General features: G+C 41.4%; 19 protein-coding genes. 16 read left to right on the forward strand and 3 right to left on the reverse strand.

Annotated elements, in window-relative coordinates; genetic code table 11:
* The first annotated feature begins 28 nt into the window (after window positions 1–28).
* The 3 genes from rfbB (at window position 29) to H8796_RS15720 (ending at window position 4,766) form a co-directional block, all read left to right on the forward strand.
* Window positions 29–1,147 (forward strand): dTDP-glucose 4,6-dehydratase, encoded by a 1,119-nt coding sequence (rfbB, locus tag H8796_RS15710; RefSeq protein ID WP_117610997.1) that lies wholly within the window; start codon window positions 29–31, stop codon window positions 1,145–1,147.
* Between the two features lie 394 nt (window positions 1,148–1,541).
* Window positions 1,542–3,095 (forward strand): ATP-binding protein, encoded by a 1,554-nt coding sequence (locus tag H8796_RS15715; protein ID WP_117610996.1) that lies wholly within the window; start codon window positions 1,542–1,544, stop codon window positions 3,093–3,095.
* 117 nt (window positions 3,096–3,212) lie between these two features.
* Window positions 3,213–4,766: an ATP-binding protein gene (locus tag H8796_RS15720; RefSeq protein ID WP_117971830.1), complete on the forward strand. Its 1,554-nt coding sequence runs from the start codon at window positions 3,213–3,215 to the stop codon at window positions 4,764–4,766.
* A gap of 6 nt (window positions 4,767–4,772) precedes the next feature.
* Here the strand turns inward: H8796_RS15720 and H8796_RS15725 are convergent, their stop codons facing one another.
* Genes H8796_RS15725 through H8796_RS15735 form a run of 3 tightly spaced genes read right to left on the reverse strand, consistent with a single transcriptional unit; the run spans window position 4,773 to window position 5,638 of the window.
* On the reverse strand, window positions 4,773–5,030 hold the full coding sequence (locus tag H8796_RS15725; RefSeq protein ID WP_004297510.1) for a hypothetical protein: 258 nt from the start codon (window positions 5,028–5,030) through the stop codon (window positions 4,773–4,775).
* Between the two features lie 3 nt (window positions 5,031–5,033).
* Window positions 5,034–5,396, reverse strand: a complete 363-nt coding sequence (locus tag H8796_RS15730) for a phage holin family protein (RefSeq protein ID WP_004297511.1) — start codon at window positions 5,394–5,396, stop codon at window positions 5,034–5,036.
* Between the two features lie 32 nt (window positions 5,397–5,428).
* The gene (locus tag H8796_RS15735) at window positions 5,429–5,638 is read right to left on the reverse strand and encodes a YtxH domain-containing protein (RefSeq protein WP_004297513.1); all 210 of its coding nucleotides are present in this window, start codon (window positions 5,636–5,638) and stop codon (window positions 5,429–5,431) included.
* 201 nt (window positions 5,639–5,839) lie between these two features.
* On the opposite strand from H8796_RS15735, the gene H8796_RS15740 reads away from it, so the two are divergent.
* The 13 genes from H8796_RS15740 to H8796_RS15800 all read left to right on the forward strand — a co-directional run bounded on the left by H8796_RS15740 (window position 5,840) and on the right by H8796_RS15800 (window position 19,790).
* The gene (locus tag H8796_RS15740; RefSeq protein WP_004307255.1) at window positions 5,840–6,610 is read left to right on the forward strand and encodes an SDR family oxidoreductase; all 771 of its coding nucleotides are present in this window, start codon (window positions 5,840–5,842) and stop codon (window positions 6,608–6,610) included.
* A gap of 115 nt (window positions 6,611–6,725) precedes the next feature.
* Complete coding sequence (locus tag H8796_RS15745) at window positions 6,726–7,220, forward strand: SPOR domain-containing protein (RefSeq protein WP_004311445.1); 495 nt, start codon at window positions 6,726–6,728, stop codon at window positions 7,218–7,220.
* A 251-nt stretch (window positions 7,221–7,471) separates the two neighbouring features.
* The gene (gene cysQ / locus H8796_RS15750; protein ID WP_008999217.1) at window positions 7,472–8,296 is read left to right on the forward strand and encodes a 3'(2'),5'-bisphosphate nucleotidase CysQ; all 825 of its coding nucleotides are present in this window, start codon (window positions 7,472–7,474) and stop codon (window positions 8,294–8,296) included.
* An 11-nt stretch (window positions 8,297–8,307) separates the two neighbouring features.
* Entirely contained in the window at window positions 8,308–9,861 is a 1,554-nt protein-coding gene (locus H8796_RS15755; protein ID WP_008999218.1) for an SLC13 family permease, read from the forward strand.
* 12 nt (window positions 9,862–9,873) lie between these two features.
* Window positions 9,874–10,482, forward strand: coding sequence for an adenylyl-sulfate kinase (cysC, locus tag H8796_RS15760; RefSeq protein ID WP_117610993.1), 609 nt, complete (start codon window positions 9,874–9,876; stop codon window positions 10,480–10,482).
* A 7-nt stretch (window positions 10,483–10,489) separates the two neighbouring features.
* Window positions 10,490–11,398 (forward strand): sulfate adenylyltransferase subunit CysD, encoded by a 909-nt coding sequence (gene cysD / locus H8796_RS15765; RefSeq protein WP_004297523.1) that lies wholly within the window; start codon window positions 10,490–10,492, stop codon window positions 11,396–11,398.
* 92 nt (window positions 11,399–11,490) lie between these two features.
* Window positions 11,491–12,951, forward strand: coding sequence for a sulfate adenylyltransferase subunit CysN (gene cysN, locus H8796_RS15770; RefSeq protein ID WP_117610992.1), 1,461 nt, complete (start codon window positions 11,491–11,493; stop codon window positions 12,949–12,951).
* Between the two features lie 82 nt (window positions 12,952–13,033).
* Entirely contained in the window at window positions 13,034–14,140 is a 1,107-nt protein-coding gene (locus H8796_RS15775; RefSeq protein ID WP_055235431.1) for a sulfotransferase, read from the forward strand.
* A 25-nt stretch (window positions 14,141–14,165) separates the two neighbouring features.
* Window positions 14,166–15,134 (forward strand): PCMD domain-containing protein, encoded by a 969-nt coding sequence (locus H8796_RS15780; protein WP_004319111.1) that lies wholly within the window; start codon window positions 14,166–14,168, stop codon window positions 15,132–15,134.
* A 318-nt stretch (window positions 15,135–15,452) separates the two neighbouring features.
* Window positions 15,453–16,592, forward strand: a complete 1,140-nt coding sequence (locus H8796_RS15785) for an OmpA family protein (RefSeq protein WP_008644083.1) — start codon at window positions 15,453–15,455, stop codon at window positions 16,590–16,592.
* A 74-nt stretch (window positions 16,593–16,666) separates the two neighbouring features.
* Window positions 16,667–17,083, forward strand: coding sequence for a Holliday junction resolvase RuvX (gene ruvX, locus H8796_RS15790; RefSeq protein WP_004307247.1), 417 nt, complete (start codon window positions 16,667–16,669; stop codon window positions 17,081–17,083).
* 45 nt (window positions 17,084–17,128) lie between these two features.
* Window positions 17,129–17,683, forward strand: a complete 555-nt coding sequence (gene def / locus H8796_RS15795) for a peptide deformylase (protein WP_004297529.1) — start codon at window positions 17,129–17,131, stop codon at window positions 17,681–17,683.
* 76 nt (window positions 17,684–17,759) lie between these two features.
* Window positions 17,760–19,790, forward strand: a complete 2,031-nt coding sequence (locus tag H8796_RS15800) for a tetratricopeptide repeat protein (protein WP_117515642.1) — start codon at window positions 17,760–17,762, stop codon at window positions 19,788–19,790.
* Window positions 19,791–19,839 lie beyond the last annotated feature (49 nt).

Genomic DNA, 19,839 nt, shown 5'->3' on the forward strand with positions numbered 1-19,839 from the left:
AAGTGGACGCACAGGAAAAGAGTAACTAATGAATAGAAGAAGTATTGTTATTACTGGTGGTGCCGGATTTATTGGTAGCCATGTGGTACGTTTATTTGTGAACAAGTATCCCGATTACCATATTATTAACCTGGACAAATTGACTTATGCGGGGAATTTGACTAATCTGAAAGATATAGAGAATAAACCAAACTACACTTTTGTAAAAGCGGATATTTGTGACTTTGAAATGATGCTGAAAATTTTCAAGCAATATCATGTAGATGGAGTCATTCATTTAGCTGCCGAAAGTCACGTGGACCGTAGTATCAGAGATCCGTTTACTTTTGCTCGTACGAATGTTCTTGGCACTCTCTCTTTTTTACAAGCTGCCAGGTTAACTTGGGAGTATCTTCCGGAAGGCTATGAGGGTAAGCGTTTCTATCATATTTCAACTGACGAGGTGTATGGAGCGTTGGGATTGACATACCCGGAAGGAAAGCTCTCGGATATATCAGCACACGAAGTATATGGCGATGAGTTCTTCAAAGAGACAACAAAGTATAATCCACACTCACCCTACTCGGCTTCGAAAGCGAGTAGCGATCACTTTGTACATGCTTTTCACGATACTTATGGTGTGCCGACTATTGTGACCCACTGTTCGAACAACTATGGACCTTATCAGTTTCCTGACAAACTGACTCCGCTGTTTATTAACAATATTCGTCATCGCAAACCGTTACCGGTGTATGGTAAGGGAGAGAATGTGCATGACTGGCTCTATGTGGTAGATCATGCAAGGGCGATAGACGTAATTTTTCACAATGGTAAGGTAGCGGATACATATAATATTGGTGGCTTTAACGAATGGAAGAACATAGATATTATCCATGTGATTATTAAGACTGTAGACCGATTACTGGGTAATCCTGAAGGATACAGTGAGGAGTTGATTACTTATGTAATGGATCACGTGGGATATGGCTTGCGCTACGTCATTGACTCTACGAAACTGAAGAATGAATTAGGCTGGGAGCCTAGTCTGCAGGTTGAAGAGGGTATCGAGAAGACGGTGCAGTGGTATCTGGATAATCAGGAGTGGATGGAAAATGTCACCAGTGGTGCTTACGAGAGCTATTATGAAGGTATATACAAGTCTAAATAGCATATAATAATAACGAAATATGTAGGTCCCTAACTTCATGCTACACACATGAATCCCCTACATTCTGCAGGTTGGGAAAAAATACAGCGGTATATTCCTAATCTGTCCCCTCATATTGGCAAAATGCTGATATGTATTCTAAATATATCAACTGTCTGTGAAGATCGTTGATATATTACTTTTAGAGGGTATGATGTTTGATACTTTATTTCTATTTAAAATTTATAGAAATAAATCCTTTCACTTTTCCTTATACACAAGATAACATCTTCTGTTCCTGAATATAGCTCATCTAAAAGTTTCTTCTATCATAGAATTAAAATCACTGCTAGCTTTGTGTTATAGAATGAAAGCTGTATATTTGTATGCACCATAATTAAAAGGTTGTACATGTATGAGCAATAAAATATATCCTATTGGTATCCAGAACTTCGAGAAAATCCGTCAAGACGGTTATTTCTATGTTGATAAAACGGCCTTGATGTATCAGATGGTAAAGACGGGGAGTTATTACTTTTTGAGTCGTCCGCGCCGTTTTGGAAAGAGTCTGCTGATCTCTACCCTGGAAGCATATTTTCAAGGGAAGAAGGAACTATTTGCTGGACTGATGGTGGAGAAGCTCGAAAAAGATTGGATAGAACATCCAATTTTGCATCTCGACCTTAATATTGAGAAGTATGATGTTCCGGAGAGTCTGGATAATATTTTGGATAAATCGTTGACTGCTTGGGAAAAACTTTATGGTGCCGAACCATCGGAGCGTTCGTTCTCTCTACGCTTTGCCGGTATTATAGAACGCGCTTATGAAAAGACCGGACAACGGGTAGTTATTCTGGTGGATGAATATGACAAGCCGATGTTGCAGGCAATTGGCAATGAGGACTTACAGAAGCAATTCCGGGATACATTGAAGCCTTTCTACGGGGCTTTGAAGACGATGGACGGCTGCATCAAGTTTGCGTTGCTGACTGGGGTGACAAAATTTGGCAAGGTGAGCGTATTCAGTGACTTGAATAACTTGAAGGATATTTCAATGGATGAACGCTTTGTGGATATTTGCGGTATCACGGAGAAAGAAATACATGACAATCTGGAGGAGGAATTGCATCAGTTGGCAGAAAAGCAGAAGATGAGTTATGAGCAGGTGTGCGCAGAATTGAAAGAATGTTATGATGGTTACCACTTTGTGGAACATACTATTGGAATCTATAACCCTTTCAGTCTGTTGAACACGTTTGATAAGATGAAGTTCGGCAGCTACTGGTTTGAGACGGGTACGCCCACTTATCTGGTGAACTTGTTGAAGAAGCATCACTATGATTTGGAACGGATGGCTCATGAGGAGACAGACGAACAGGTGCTGAACAGCATCGACTCGGAATCTAGTAATCCCATTCCGGTGATTTACCAGAGCGGATATCTCACTATTAAGGGATATGACGAAGAGTTTGGCATATACCGTTTAGGTTTTCCGAATCGTGAAGTGGAAGAGGGGTTTGTCCGTTTCTTACTTCCTTATTATGCAAATGTAAATAAGGTGGAGTCTCCTTTTGAAATTCAGAAGTTTGTCCGTGAAATACGTTCCGGTGACTATGACTCTTTCTTCCGACGTTTGCAAAGTTTCTTTGCGGATACAGGCTATGACGTGATTCGCGAGCAGGAGTTGCATTACGAAAATGTGCTTTTTATCGTTTTCAAACTCGTGGGCTTTTATACTAAAGTGGAATATCATACAAGCGAAGGGCGCATCGACCTTGTTTTACAGACGGACAAATTCATATATGTCATGGAATTTAAACTGAATGGCACGGCAGAAGAAGCCTTGAGGCAGATTAATGAAAAACATTATTCACTTCCTTTTGAAGCGGATAATCGTAAGCTTTTTAAAGTGGGGGTGAACTTTAGTTCGCAAACAAGAAATATAGAAAAATGGATAGTGGAAGAGTAGCTTCTTTATAGCTCTTTTAAAAGTTTTTCTATCATAGAATTAAAATCACTACTAGTTTTGTGTTATAGAATGAAAGCAGTATATTTGTATGCACCATAATTAAAAGGTTGTACATGTATGAGCAATAAAATATATCCTATTGGTATCCAGAACTTCGAGAAAATCCGTCAAGATGGTTATTTCTATGTTGATAAAACGGCCTTGATGTATCAGATGGTAAAGACCGGGAGTTATTACTTTTTGAGTCGTCCGCGCCGTTTTGGAAAGAGTCTGCTGATCTCTACCCTGGAAGCATATTTTCAAGGGAAGAAGGAACTATTTGCTGGACTGATGGTGGAGAAGCTCGAAAAAGATTGGATAGAACATCCAATTTTGCATCTTGATCTTAATATTGAGAAGTATGATGCGTCGGAGAGTCTGGATAAGATTTTGAATGACAATTTGGAATATTGGGAAAGTAAATACGGAACTCGACCGTCTGAAACTTCATTCTCTCTGCGTTTTGCCGGTATCATTCAGCGCGCTTATGAAAAGACCGGTCAACGGGTGGTTATCTTGGTGGATGAATATGACAAGCCGATGTTGCAGGCAATTGGCAATGAGGACTTACAGAAGCAATTCCGGGATACATTGAAGCCTTTCTACGGGGCTTTGAAAACGAAAGACGGCTGCATCAAGTTTGCGTTGCTGACTGGGGTGACAAAATTTGGCAAGGTGAGCGTATTCAGTGACTTGAATAACTTGAAGGATATTTCAATGGATGAACGCTTTGTGGATATTTGCGGTATCACGGAGAAAGAAATACATGACAATCTGGAGGAGGAATTGCATCAGTTGGCAGAAAAGCAGAAGATGAGTTATGAACAGGTGTGCGCAGAATTGAAAGAATGTTATGATGGCTACCACTTTGTGGAGCATACCATCGGAATCTATAATCCTTTTAGTCTGTTGAACACGTTTGATAAGATGAAGTTCGGCAGCTACTGGTTTGAGACGGGGACACCCACTTATCTGGTGAACTTGTTGAAGAAGCATCACTATGATTTGGAACGGATGGCTCATGAGGAAACAGACGAACAGGTGTTGAACAGTATCGACTCGGAATCTAGTAATCCCATTCCAGTGATTTATCAGAGCGGATATCTCACCATTAAGGGGTATGACGAAGAGTTTGGCATATACCGTTTAGGTTTTCCGAATCGTGAAGTGGAAGAGGGGTTTGTCCGTTTCTTACTTCCTTATTATGCGAACGTAAATAAGGTGGAGTCTCCTTTTGAAATTCAGAAGTTTGTCCGTGAAGTACGTTCCGGTGACTATAACTCTTTCTTCCGACGTCTGCAAAGTTTCTTTGCAGATACAGGCTATGATGTGATTCGCGAGCAGGAGTTGCATTACGAAAATGTGCTTTTTATCGTTTTCAAACTCGTAGGCTTTTATACCAAAGTGGAATATCATACAAGCGAAGGGCGCATCGACCTTGTTTTGCAGACGGACAAATTCATATATGTCATGGAATTTAAACTGAATGGTACGGCAGAAGAAGCTTTGAAGCAGATTAATGAAAAACATTATTCACTTCCTTTTGAAGCGGATAATCGTAAGCTTTTTAAAGTAGGTGTGAACTTTAGTTCGCAAACAAGAAATATAGAAAAATGGATAGTGGAAGAGTAGCTCTTTTTATCTCAAATTCCTAAAATACGCCCGTATCTTCCGCATAATCTTGATTCCCATCACTACGCCATCAAATACAGCCATACCGGTATTGAACGAACGCATGAGTGCATCCGCCTTGTTGGTTGCCGGAGCAAGTGGGGCAAATATTTCGCGTGTAGTAGCTGTCATGGCTTTTTTTTGAGCATGGATCTCATTTAAAAGCTTCTTTTTACGTTCGGCAATCTCTTCTAATGTAAATTTCTGCGGGGTCTGCGCATTCATAATTTATTTATTTGAATCAGTTAAAAATAAATTAGCTAGGAAGTTCACCATCGGAGAAATGATGAGCTGCTTGCGGAAAATAATAACCAGGGCGATGAGAACAACATTGATGCCTGCTATGATGGCGAAACTCGACATCAGACCGCCCACTAAAGGCTCCAATATATAAGCAAGAGCAAAAAGCAGATAAAACAGGGCAACCATGCCAAGGATAATAAGTACTAATATCATAATTAACGTGGAAAAAAGTATGGTTAACTTCTCCGTCAATTCTAATTTGGTATATTCTTTTTGAAGCTCCAGATATTTCTTGAACTCGAAAAACAACTGCTGAAAATTCTCAATACTTTTATCGTCTGCAAACATGGTCGCTCTGTTTTTAGTCTTTGGTTACTCACTTATTCTGCTATTTCTCCCTTCATCTCGGCAGCGATCTCGTCAACGAGAGTTTCCATTTCACTGCGATTAAGCTTGATTCCTTTTTTACGAAGAATCTCTGCGATTTTATGACGGGTATCTTCTCCCTTTTCAGGAGCAAATAAAATACCAAGGGCTGCACCTACGGCTGCACCACCCAGAAAAGCTGCTAAAACATTCAATCCTTTCATAATGTATAATGTTTAAAATGATTATGATACAACAAATATAACATTTTTATCGAAAGGTTGTTCGTGAAAACTGAAAAAAAAGTGCTTCGTTTTATAATTCTTTTTTTCTTTTATGGTTTAATCTTATTTAACTGACTTTCGTAGCTAACCTTTGAAGGTTAAGGCGTACTTTTGTTTTCGAATATTGTAAATCAAAACATAATGGAAGCTAAGATTGTTTTTATAACCGGCGCCAGTAGCGGAATTGGTGAGGGTTGTGCCCGTAAATTTGCGAGGGAGGGATGGAATCTGATTCTGAATGCCCGTACCGTATCGAAACTGGAAGAACTGAAAGCTGAACTGGAAGGGGCGTATGGTGTCCGGGTTTATATATTGCCTTTTGATGTGCGCGACCGGAAATTGGCTGCCGCCTCTTTGGAATCATTACCTGAAGAATGGAAGGCGATTGATGTGTTGGTGAACAACGCCGGACTGGTGATCGGTGTGGATAAGGAATTCGAGGGTAGCCTGGATGAATGGGATATCATGATCGATACGAATATAAGGGGACTGCTGGCTATGACGCGTTTGGTGGTGCCCGGTATGGTGGAACGTGGACGCGGACATATTATTAATATAGGATCTATTGCGGGGGATGCCGCTTATCCGGGCGGAAGTGTGTATTGCGCAACGAAAGCTGCCGTGAAGGCTCTTTCGGACGGACTCCGGATCGATCTGGTGGACACTCCATTGAGAGTGACGAATGTCAAACCGGGAATGGTGGAGACAAACTTTACAGTGGTGCGTTATCGGGGAGATAAGGAAGCTGCCGATAATTTTTATAAAGGGATTCGTCCGTTGACGGGAGATGACATTGCAGAAACGGTTTATTTTGCCGCGTCGGCTCCTGCACATATTCAGATTGCGGAGGTACTTTTGATGCCTACTTATCAGGCAACAGGCACTATTTCGTATAAGAAGAAGCCGGAATAGACGTTTTTTTGACGGATTTCTTTGCCGGATGATAAAATTTCTATTATTTTGTTGCCCGAAACTAAATATAATAGACGAGAATATTGAATTATTAATTAAAACAGAGTATAGGATTATGAAAAAATTAGTCGTATTAGGAATGGGAGTATGCTTGGTGCTAGCATTTGCATCTTGTAAATCCAGCGAAAGTGCCTATAAGAAAGCTTACGAAAAAGCAAAACAGCAAGAATTGGCAGAACCGCAGGTGGAAGCTCCGGTAGAGGTTACTCCGGTGGTTGCAGCTCCTGTGACAACTACTAAAGTGGCAGATACATCCGGCGTTCGTCAGGAAAAGGTTACAGTGGTTTCCGGTAACGAAGGATTGAAAGATTATAGCGTTGTAGCAGGTAGCTTTGGTGTGAAAGCGAATGCTGAAGGCCTGAAAGATTGGTTGGACGGACAGGGATATCACTCTACGATTGCATTTAATGCTGATAAGGCAATGTATCGTGTGATTGTGAACTCTTTTGCTGACAAGACTGCTGCTGCTGAAGCTCGCGATGCATTCAAGGCTAAATACCCGAACCGTTCGGATTTCCAGGGTGCTTGGTTGCTGTATCGTGTATATTGATTTCTTTTTGGTAATATATATTGGAAAGAACGAATGTTTTTTTCCGAATAAGAAGGCGGTAACTGGGAAGTTACTGCTTTTTTATTGAAAATGAGTGGCTTTTTCGTTTAGATATTTTTATCTTTCTACTAAAAGAAGTTATAAATGATAGTGGGGAAACTTTTATAGCAAAGAAAGTTTTTACTTTTGTCAACTCTTAATTTGGAGGATGTTTTGCCTGAATGTGAATAGGGCATTAATTTAGAGATTGAATGGAACAAAAATATGTAATGGCTGCTATCGACGCGGCTCTAAAAGCAGGTGAAAAGATTCTTTCTATTTATAATGATCCGGCATCGGACTTTGAAATAGAGAGGAAGGCTGACAACTCTCCGCTAACTATAGCAGACAGAAAAGCGCATGAAGCGATTGTGGCTATTCTGAACGATACTCCTTTTCCTGTTCTTAGTGAAGAAGGGAAGCATTTAGGGTATGAGATCCGTCGAGGATGGGATACTTTATGGATTGTAGATCCGCTGGATGGAACGAAGGAGTTTATTAAGCGCAATGGAGAATTTACGGTAAATATCGCTTTGGTGCAGAACTCTGTACCTGTGTTCGGTGTTATTTATGTGCCTGTTAAAGAAGAACTTTATTTCGGGATCGAAGGTGCAGGGGCTTATAAATGTTCCGGTATTGTCAGTTTGGAAGATGACGGCGTGGCATTGGAGCAGCTGATTGGGAAGTCGGAACAGATACCTTTGAAGGAGGTGCACGATCATCTGATCGTGGTTGCTTCCCGTTCGCACCTGTCACCTGAAACGGAATCATATATTGCAGATTTGAAGAAGAAACACGGCAGTGTGGAGTTGATTTCGAGCGGAAGTTCTATTAAAATCTGTCTGGTTGCTGAAGGTAAGGCTGATGTATATCCGCGTTTCGCTCCGACGATGGAGTGGGATACGGCTGCCGGGCATGCGATAGCCCGTGCTGCAGGGATGGAAGTATATCAGGCTGGAAAGGAAGAACCTCTACGATATAATAAGGAGGATTTATTGAATCCGTGGTTTATCGTTGAGCCAAAAAGAGAACACTAAATAATGTTTATATGACATTTGAAATTGTATTTGTACTATTATCCCTATTAGGAATGGTAGCGGCTTTGATAGCAGATAAGATGCGTCCGGGCATGATACTTTTTTCGGTAGTGGTTTTGTTTCTGTGTGCCGGCATTCTGACTCCTAAGGAGATGCTGGAAGGGTTTAGTAATAAAGGGATGATTACCGTTGCTCTGCTGTTTCTGGTGAGTGAGGGTATTCGCCAGTCGGGCACATTGGGACAAGTGATTAAGAAGTTGCTTCCGCAAGGAAAGACGACAGTATTTAAGGCACAGTTGCGTATCTTACCTTCGGTGGCATTTATTTCTGCCTTTCTGAATAATACGCCTGTTGTGGTTATTTTTGCCCCGATTATCAAGCATTGGGCTAAGTCGGTGAATCTTCCGGCTACGAAGTTTCTGATTCCTCTTTCTTATGTGACTATTTTGGGAGGTATCTGTACCTTGATCGGTACTTCTACCAATCTGGTGGTGCACGGTATGATATTGGAGGCCGGATTTGAAGGCTTTTCTATGTTTGAGCTCGGAAAGGTGGGGGTATTTATCGCTATTGCCGGAATTATTTATCTTTTTCTTTTCTCCAAACGTCTTTTGCCGGATGCACGTCCGGATACGGCTGTGCCGGATGAAGAAGTAGAGGAAGGGGAGAAGTTGCATCGGGTAGAGGCTGTTTTGGGTGCCCGTTTTCCCGGTATCAATAAAAAACTGAAGGATTTTAATTTCCAACGCCATTATGGTGCGGAGGTAAAAGAGATTAAAACACGTAACGGACAACGTTTTGTGTCGAATCTGGAGGAAGTGGTGCTTCACGAAGGGGATACATTGGTGGTGATGGCGGATGATACGTTTATTCCGACATGGGGGGAATCTTCTGTGTTTGTCTTGTTGACGAATGGGAATGAGCCGGATACTACCGGGAAGAAGAAGCGTTGGTTTGCTTTGCTGTTGCTGGTTCTGATGATTGTCGGCGCAACGGTGGGTGAGCTTCCGATAACGAAGGAGATGTTTCCGGATATCAAGCTGGATATGTTTTTCTTTGTGTCTATTACTACTATTATTATGGCATGGACGAATCTGTTCCCTGCCCGTAAATATACTAAATATATTTCGTGGGATATTCTGATTACTATTGCTTGTGCTTTTGCTATCAGTAAGGCGATGGTGAACTCCGGTGTGGCGGATAGCGTTGCGAAGTTTATTATCGGGTTGAGTGATGATTACGGTCCGCATGTGTTGCTTGCAATGGTGTTTATTATCACGAACTTGTTTACGGAATTGATTACTAATAATGCAGCAGCGGCTTTGGCGTTTCCTTTGGCACTGTCAATCTCTGCCCAATTAGGAGTGAGCCCTACGCCTTTCTTTGTGGTGATTTGTATGGCTGCATCTGCCAGCTTCTCGACACCGATTGGTTATCAGACAAATTTGATTGTGCAAGGTATCGGTAACTATAAGTTTACGGATTTTGTACGTATCGGGTTGCCGCTTAATATTATCACTTTCTTAATCTCTATTATTCTGATCCCGTTGATCTGGAACTTTTAAATAAAATTGTAAATGGAAGAAAAGAACCATATATATCCGATATTTGACCGCATGATGACGCGGCAGGACAAAGAAGAGCTTTTGGGGCAACACAGTGTGATGATCTGGTTCACCGGATTGAGCGGTTCCGGAAAGAGCACGATTGCCATCGCATTGGAACGTGAACTTCATAAGCGCGGATTGCTTTGCCGTATCCTGGATGGGGATAATATCCGTAGTGGAATTAATAATAACTTGGGATTCTCCGAAACGGACCGGGTGGAAAATATCCGTCGTATAGCGGAGGTGTCGAAGTTGTTTCTGGATAGTGGTATCATTACGATTGCTGCATTTATCAGCCCTAATAATGATATTCGCGAAATGGCTGCAAACATTATTGGTAAGGATGATTTTCTGGAGGTTTTCGTTAGTACTCCATTGGAGGAATGTGAGAAACGTGATGTGAAAGGATTATATGCGAAGGCACGGAAAGGGGAAATTCAGAATTTTACAGGAATTTCCGCACCTTTCGAGGTTCCCGAACATCCGGCTTTGTCACTGGATACTTCCAAATTGACTTTGGAGGAGTCGGTGGACCGTTTGTTGGAGCTTGTTTTGCCAAAAGTGAAGTGTATAAAATGAAATAAATATGGAAGAATATAAATTAAGCCACTTGAAGGAGCTCGAAGCCGAGTCTATTCATATCATCCGCGAGGTGGCGGCGGAATTTGAGAATCCGGTGATGCTTTACAGTATCGGAAAGGATTCCTCGGTGATGGTACGCTTGGCTGAAAAAGCGTTTTATCCGGGTAAAGTGCCATTCCCGTTGATGCATATCGATTCGAAATGGAAGTTCAAGGAGATGATTCAGTTTCGTGATGAATATGCGAAGAAGTACGGATGGAATCTGATTGTTGAAAGTAATATGGAGGCTTTTCATGCAGGGGTAGGACCTTTTACGCATGGAAGTAAGGTGCATACGGACTTGATGAAGACGCAGGCTTTGCTTCATGCGTTGGATAAGTATAAGTTTGATGCTGCATTTGGTGGTGCCCGTCGTGACGAGGAGAAGTCACGTGCGAAGGAACGTATTTTTTCTTTCCGGGATAAGTTTCACCAATGGGACCCGAAGAATCAGCGTCCTGAATTGTGGGATATTTATAATGCCCGCGTGCATAAGGGGGAAAGTATTCGTGTATTCCCGATTAGCAACTGGACTGAATTGGATATTTGGCAGTATATTCGCTTAGAGAATATTCCGATCGTTCCGTTGTATTATGCTAAGGAGCGTCCGGTCATTAATTTGGATGGCAATATTATTATGGCGGATGATGACCGTTTGCCTGAAAAGTACCGTGACCAGATTGAAATGAAGATGGTTCGTTTTCGTACGTTGGGCTGCTGGCCTCTGACAGGGGCAGTGGAAAGTGGAGCTGCTACGATTGAAGAGATTGTGGAGGAAATGATGACTACGACGAAGAGTGAACGTACTACCCGTGTGATTGACTTTGACCAGGAGGGTAGTATGGAACAAAAGAAGCGTGAGGGATACTTTTAGGAAATTGAGAATTGAGAATTAAAAATTAAAAAATAATAGTGTGTAGTTTTTAGTTCTCAATTTTCAATACTCAATTTTTAATTTAAAAAGTAATGGCAGATAATAAATTAGATATAAAAGCTTTTCTGGACAAGGATGAACAGAAAGACTTGTTGAGACTGTTGACTGCGGGTTCGGTAGATGATGGAAAATCAACGTTGATCGGACGCTTGTTGTTTGACAGTAAGAAACTGTACGAGGATCAGTTGGATGCACTGGAGCGTGATAGTAAACGTGTGGGAAATGCGGGCGAGCATATTGACTATGCGTTATTGCTCGATGGTTTGAAGGCTGAACGTGAACAGGGTATTACGATTGACGTGGCTTATCGCTATTTCTCAACGAATGGCCGTAAGTTTATCATCGCGGATACTCCGGGACACGAACAGTATACCCGTAATATGATTACCGGGGGATCTACGGCTAACTTGGCTATTATCTTGGTGGATGCTCGTACCGGAGTGATTACCCAGACTCGTCGCCATACTTTCCTGGTGTCTTTGCTGGGAATCAAGCATGTGGTGTTGGCTGTCAACAAGATGGACCTGGTGGATTTCTCGGAAGAGCGTTTTAACGAGATTGTGGCTGACTATAAGAAGTTTGTTGCTCCATTGGGTATTCCTGACGTCAACTGTATTCCACTTTCTGCATTGGATGGGGATAATGTGGTGGATAAGTCTGAACGTACTCCGTGGTACAAGGGGATTTCTTTGCTTGATTTTCTTGAAACGGTTCATATTGATAATGACCATAATTTTACGGATTTCCGTTTCCCGGTTCAGTATGTGCTTCGTCCGAATCTGGATTTCAGAGGATTCTGTGGTAAAGTTGCATCCGGTATCGTTCGCAAAGGGGATACGGTGATGGCACTTCCTTCCGGAAAAACATCTAAGGTGAAGAGTATCGTGACTTATGACGGGGAATTGGATTACGCTTTCCCACCGCAGTCTGTGACCTTGACATTGGAGGATGAGATCGATGTGTCGCGTGGCGAAATGTTGGTGCATCCTGACAATCTGCCGACGGTGGATCGTAACTTTGATGCTATGATGGTCTGGATGGATGAAGAACCGATGGATGTAAATAAGTCGTTCTTTATTAAGCAGACTACCAATTTGAGTCGTACGCGTATTGATACGATAAAGTATAAGGTGGACGTGAATACGATGGAGCATCTGTCTCTGGAGAATGGTCAGCTGACTAAAGAGACGTTGCCTTTGCAGTTGAATCAGATTGCCCGTGTGGTGCTGACTACGGCTAAGGAATTGTTCTTTGATCCTTATAAGAAGAATAAATCTTGTGGCTCATTTATCCTGATTGACCCGATCACTAATAATACTTCAGCAGTAGGTATGATTATCGACCGTGTGGAAATGAAAGATATGAGTGACACGGAGGATATTCCGGTGTTGGATATGGCAAAACTGGGAATTGCTCCGGAACATTACGAAGCGGTAGAAAAAGCTGTGAAGGAACTGGAACGCCAGGGTCTTGCAGTGCGACTAATAAAATAGATTGTTCAACAATAAATTGAAAACTGAAAATGACAGTATCCTGTCGTCTTTAATTTTTGATTTTTAATTTCTAATTAATAAAGTGGGATTACTCGAATTTAATAAACTTCCGATTAATACATTGGTAGGTGCCGACTGGAAGACATTCAAGGCTATCACCGCCGGTCGTGAAATTGACGCAGCCTACAAAGGTAAATACCGATTGACGAAGGCTGTGTGCCGATTGCTTTCTCCACTGGCGTCATTACAAGACAGGCGTTACGAGAAGTTGCTGGCTAATCAGCCGTTGGAGCATGATCCGGTGTTCATTTTGGGACACTGGCGGAGTGGAACTACATTTGTACATAATGTGTTCTCTTGTGACAAGCATTTTGGGTATAACACTACTTATCAGACTGTATTTCCTCATCTGATGATGTGGGGACAGCCTTTCTTCAAAAAGAATATGAGTTGGCTGATGCCGGATAAACGTCCGACGGATAATATGGAACTGGCAGTGGATCTTCCCCAGGAAGAGGAGTTTGCTTTGTCGAACATGATGCCTTATACATATTATAATTTCTGGTTCCTACCGAAATATCAGCAGGAGTATGCCGATAAGTATCTTTTGTTTGATGATATAACGGATGCCGAATTGAAGGTGTTTGAAGAGGTGTTCACGAAGTTGATTAAGATTTCTTTGTGGAATACCCAGGGAACTCAATTCCTTAGCAAGAATCCTCCGCATACCGGAAGGGTGAAGGAACTGGTGAAGATGTTCCCGAATGCTAAGTTTATCTACCTGATGCGTAATCCGTATACCGTATTCGAATCTACACGCAGTTTCTTTACAAATACGATTCAACCGTTGAAGTTGCAGGATGTCAGCAATGAACAATTAGAGGAAAATATCCTTTCTATCTATGCAAAACTTTATCATAAGTATGAATCGGATAAGAAATTTATTCCGGAAGGTAACTTGATGGAAGTGAAATTTGAAGATTTCGAAGCGGATGCGATGGGAATGACGGAGAATATTTATCAGTCTCTTTCTATCCCCGGATTTACCGAAGCACGTACTGATATAGAAAAATATGTGGGCGGAAAGAAGGGATATAAGAAGAATAAGTATAAATATGACGACCGTACGATTCGTTTGGTAGAAGAGAACTGGGATTTTGCTTTGAAACAATGGGATTATAATTTATAAGAAGAAAAAGAAAGGAAAAGTATTGATGATTCAGAAAAGCGTTCATCGCCTGTTGATGACAGGTTTCGTTGCATTTATTTCTTCCTTGTCTTTGATGGCGCAACATAAAGTTGAAATGCTTCCTTTTGGGGACATGGATCAATGGGTGGACCGTCAGATAAAGGAATCGAGCATTATCGGTGGGAATACAAAGAATGTATATGCGATAGGGCCGACGACGGTAATTAAGGGAGATCAGGTTTATAAGAATATGGGCGGATCGCCTTGGGCTACTTCAAATGTGATGGCGAAAGTTGCCGGTATTACGAAGACTAATACTTCGGTATTTCCGGAGAAGCGAGGAGATGGATATTGCGCCCGTTTGGATACGCGCATGGAGAGTGTGAAAGTGTTGGGACTGGTTAATATTACGGTGTTGGCGGCTGGCTCTGTCTTTACCGGTTCGGTGCATGAGCCGATTAAGGGTACTAAAAACCCACAGAAAATGTTGCAGACCGGTATTCCGTTTACCAAAAAACCGGTGGCTCTTCAGTTTGACTATAAAGTGAAGATGTCCGACCGAGAGAACCGTATTCGCGCTACCGGTTTCAGCAAGATTACGGATGTTCCCGGAAAAGATTATCCGGCAGCTATCCTGCTTCTGCAAAAACGTTGGGAAGATGCCAATGGAAATGTGTATGCAAAACGGATAGGGACTATGGTGACTTATTACTATCATTCGACGGACTGGAAAAATAATGCGACCTATGAGATTATGTACGGTGACATCACGAATCGTCCGGAATATAAGTCGCACATGATGCGTTTGCAGGTGACTGAAAGTTATACGGTGAACAGTAAGGGTGAAAGCGTGCCTATTCATGAAGTGGCCTGGGGAGATGAAAATGATGTTCCGACTCATATGTGTCTTCAGTTCACGTCCAGTCATGGAGGAGCCTATATCGGTTCTCCGGGAAATACACTGTGGATTGACAATGTAAAACTGGTATATTAACTAAAGTATATAGACAAAGAATAGAAATAGTCAGTGATCTAATTTCATCACTGACTATTTTTTTTGTTTTAATTCTTCCACAACAAACCCCTTCAGATGCCTTCTGAAGTTATATTACACTTTTATCGCTCTATAAAATTCTATGAATGAATGAAAATTTACGTGTTTTTTTGTTTGTGTTATATTAAATATCTATATTTGCACTAATTTTAGAAGAAAGGATGACGTTTATTGTCTCTTAGTCAGGTGTGGAACATTTGGGTTGTGTATCTAGCCTGTAAGACAATTGAAATATATTATTTACTAAAATAAATTGAGATGAAAAAGGGTTTATTGTTTATTTTATTGGCAGCAGTCTCAGTATGTCTGCCTGCACAAGAAAAAGAAAATGCAGCAAAGAGTTATAGAGTGGAAACAAATCGCTTTGGTGCTAACTGGTTTATTAGTGGTGGCGTTGGCGCACAAATGTATTTTGGCGACAATGATGGTAAAGCTGACTTCGGAAAACGTCTTGCTCCGGCACTTGACATTGCTGTAGGTAAGTGGTTTACTCCGGGTATCGGATTACGTGTAGCTTACAACGGGCTTCAGGCTAAAGGTGCTACTCCTAATGCTAATGGTCCGCTTGTAGACGGAGGACAGTATTCTAATGGCTACTACAAAGAAAAGTGGAATGTGATGAACTTCCATGGAGATGTAATGCTGAATCTTTCCAATATGATTTGTGGTTATAGAGAAGATCGTCTGTATTCATTCATTCCTTATGCAGGAGCTGGATTTGTACATTCAGGAAAAGGTGCAGGTTATGACGAACTGGGTATCAATGCCGGTTTGATCAACCGTTTCCGTTTGTCTTCTGCTTTGGATCTTAACGTTGAATTGCGTGGACTTTTGATGAAAGGCGCATTCGGCAATTCAGGTCCTGAAGGATTGGCTGGTCTGACTATAGGTGTTACTTACAAGTTTAAGAAACGTGGTTGGGATGCTGTTCCTACTGTACCAATGGTTCCGGAAAGCCAGTTGAACGACATGAGAGACAGAGTGAACGCTTTGAAGGGTGAAAACGAATCTTTGAAACGTGACTTGGTTGAAGCTCGTAACAAGAAACCTGAAGTGATCGTTAAGAAAGAAGCTGGATTCGTTCCACGTCTGGTTGTTGTATTCAATATCGGAAAGAGCAACATCAGCAAGAGAGAATACATGAATATTGAAGCTATGGCTAAGGGTATCAAAGCAACTGATAAAGTGTTTACTATAACAGGATATGCTGATAAGGGTACTGGTTCTGCTGAATACAACATGAAGTTGAGTAAGAAGAGAGCTGAAGCTGTTCGTGACCTGATGGTTAATGAATTTGGTGTTCCTGCTTCTCAATTGAAGGTTGATTACAAGGGTGGTGTAGGCAACATGTTCTATGATGATGCTAAGTTAAGCCGTGTAGCTATTGTTGAAGAATAATATACATTTGAAATAATAGAATAAAAGAGACGTTTCCTTTCACGGGAAGCGTCTTTTTTGTATTTTTGTACCCCATGAGCAGAATAGTAGCAATAGATTATGGAAGAAAGCGTACCGGAATAGCTGTGAGCGATACAATGCAGCTGATCGCAAACGGATTGACGACGGTGCCCACGCATGAACTTCTGAACTTTATCGGTGAATATATAGCTAAAGAACCGGTGGAGCGGATTATTATTGGATTGCCCAAGCAAATGAATAATGAGGTTTCGGAGAATATGAAGAATATAGAGCCTTTTGTTCGTTCGCTGAAAAAGCGTTATCCGGACCTTCCGGTCGAATATGTGGACGAACGTTTCACTTCTGTTCTTGCACACCGTACCATGCTGGAGGCAGGTTTGAAGAAAAAAGACCGCCAAAACAAGGCATTGGTGGACGAAATAAGTGCTACTATTATTTTGCAAACATATTTGGAGAGTAAACGTTTTTAGTATAGGACATAAGAATAACTTAATTTTTTAGTAGAGTATAAAAATATGATTTTACCTATTTATGTATATGGCCAACCTGTATTGAGAAAGGTTGCAGAGGACATAACACCGGATTATCCGAATCTGAAAGAGTTGATTGAGAACATGTTCGAAACAATGGTACATGCAGACGGTGTAGGATTGGCTGCTCCACAGATTGGTTTGCCTATTCGCGTGGTTACGATTACATTGGATCCGCTTTCGGAGGAATATCCTGAATTTAAAGACTTTAATAAGGCGTATATCAATCCCCACATTCTGGAAGTAGGGGGTGAAGAAGTGAGTATGGAAGAGGGATGCTTAAGCCTTCCCGGTATTCACGAAACAGTGAAAAGGGGTGATAAAATTCGCGTGAAATATATGGACGAGAATTTTGTGGAGCATGAAGAAGAGGTGGAAGGTTATCTGGCTCGGGTGATGCAACATGAGTTCGATCATTTGGATGGTAAGATGTTCATTGACCATATCTCACCGCTTCGTAAGCAGATGATTAAAGGAAAGCTGAATACGATGTTGAAGGGAAAAGCGCGCAGTTCATATAAGATGAAACAGGTGAAATAAAGATAAAAAACGTTTATATCCCTGTTAAGTAAGCGAAAAGCATTATTTTTGCTTCGTTTACAAGCATAAAATATCAATGGTAAAAAGAATCTTAACAGTTTTATTACTGTTCCCAACGCTGGTGTGTGCTCAAATAAATACGGATCGGGTGATGACTATTGCCCGAAACGCTCTTTATTTTGAGGACTATGTACTTTCTATTCAGTATTTTAACCAGGTTATTAACGCTAAGCCTTATCTGTATGAACCTTATTTCTTCAGGGCATTGGCTAAACTGAATCTGGAGGATTTTCAGGGTGCTGAAGCAGACTGTGATGCAGCTATCCAACGCAATCCATTTGTGGTGGGTGCTTATCAGATTCGTGGTTTGGCAAGGATTCGTCAGAGTAAATTTGATGGAGCGATTGAGGATTATAAGAAAGCATTGCATTATGATCCGGAGAATATTACTTTATGGCATAACCTGACATTATCTCATATCCAGAAGAAGGATTATAATGCTGCGAAAGAGGATTTGGAAAGCTTGTTGAAGGTGTCTCCACGCTATACCCGTGCTTATTTGATGAGGGGGGAAGTGTCTTTACAACAGAAAGATACGATTGCTGCCTTGAATGACTTCAATAAGGCGCTTGAACTGGATAAATATGATCCGGATGCTTGGGCTGCAAGAGCGATTGTTAAATTACAACAGGCTAAGTATGCGGAAGCGGAAGCGGATTTCAACCGTGCTATTCCGTTGAGTGCTAAGAATGCTGGAAATTATATAAACCGTGCATTGGCTCGTTTTCATCAGAATAATTTAAGAGGTGCCATGAGCGATTATGATCTGGCATTGGATATTGATCCGAATAACTTTATCGGTCATTATAACCGCGGTTTGTTACGTGCACAGGTAGGAGATGATAACCGGGCTATCGAAGACTTCGACTTTGTTATCAAGATGGAGCCGGATAATATGATGGCTGTCTTTAACCGTGGTTTGCTGCGTGCGCAAACGGGTGATTATCGCGGGGCTATACAAGATTACACAACTGTTATCAATCAGTATCCGAACTTCCTGGCCGGATACTATCAGCGTTCGGAAGCTCGCAGAAAGATTGGAGATAAGAAGGGTGCGGAGCAGGATGAATTTAAAGTCATGAAGGCGCAGATCGACAAGCAGAACGGTGTGACGAACAAAGATGTAGCACAGAACAAGGATAAGGAAAATGATGAGGAAGGCGGAGAGAAGACCCGTAAGAAATCGGATAAGAATATGAATAACTATCGTAAGATAGTGATTGCCGATGATTCTGAAGCTGAACAACGCTATACAAGTGATTATCGTGGACGTGTACAGGATAAGAACGTAAATATAACGATGGAACCGATGTTCGCTTTGACTTATTATGAGAAGATGAGTGACGTGAAACGTTCGGTGAACTTCCACAAATATATTGAGGATTTAAACCGTACAGGTATACTTCCGAAACGTCTTCGCATCACGAATATGGAAGCTCCGTTGACGGAAGAACAGGTGAAAGTGCATTTTGCCTTGATTGATACACATACATCGGCTATTGTGGAAGATGAAAAGAATGCCTCAAAACGTTTTGCCCGTGCAATTGATTTTTATTTGGTGCAGGACTTCTCGAGTGCAGTCTCTGATTTGACTCAGACAATCTTGCTGGATGGTGATTTCTTCCCGGCATATTTTATGCGTGCATTGATTCGTTGTAAACAGTTGGAATATCAGAAGGCTGAACAAGCTGTCGAAACAGATGTTGTTCCTGGCGATAATAAGCGTAAAGAGATTACCGCAGTAGATTATGAGGTGGTGAGAAAAGATTTGGATAAGGTGATAAATCTGGCTCCGGACTTTGTATATGCATATTATAATCGTGCTAATGTTTCTGCCATGTTGAAAGATTACCGGGCTGCAATTGTCGACTATGATAAGGCGATCGAGCTGAATCCTGATTTTGCAGACGCTTACTTCAATCGTGGACTGACTCATATTTTCTTAGGAAATAATAAGCTGGGTATTTCTGATTTGAGTAAAGCCGGTGAGTTGGGGATTGTTTCTGCTTATAATGTTATCAAACGTTTTACAGATCAATCGGAATAACATTTTTTTGATAAAAAATAGAAAACTCAAAAGATTTAGTTACTTTTGC

Source organism: Bacteroides sp. M10 (assembly GCF_014334015.1).
Taxonomy (GTDB): Bacteria; Bacteroidota; Bacteroidia; order Bacteroidales; family Bacteroidaceae; genus Bacteroides; species Bacteroides intestinigallinarum.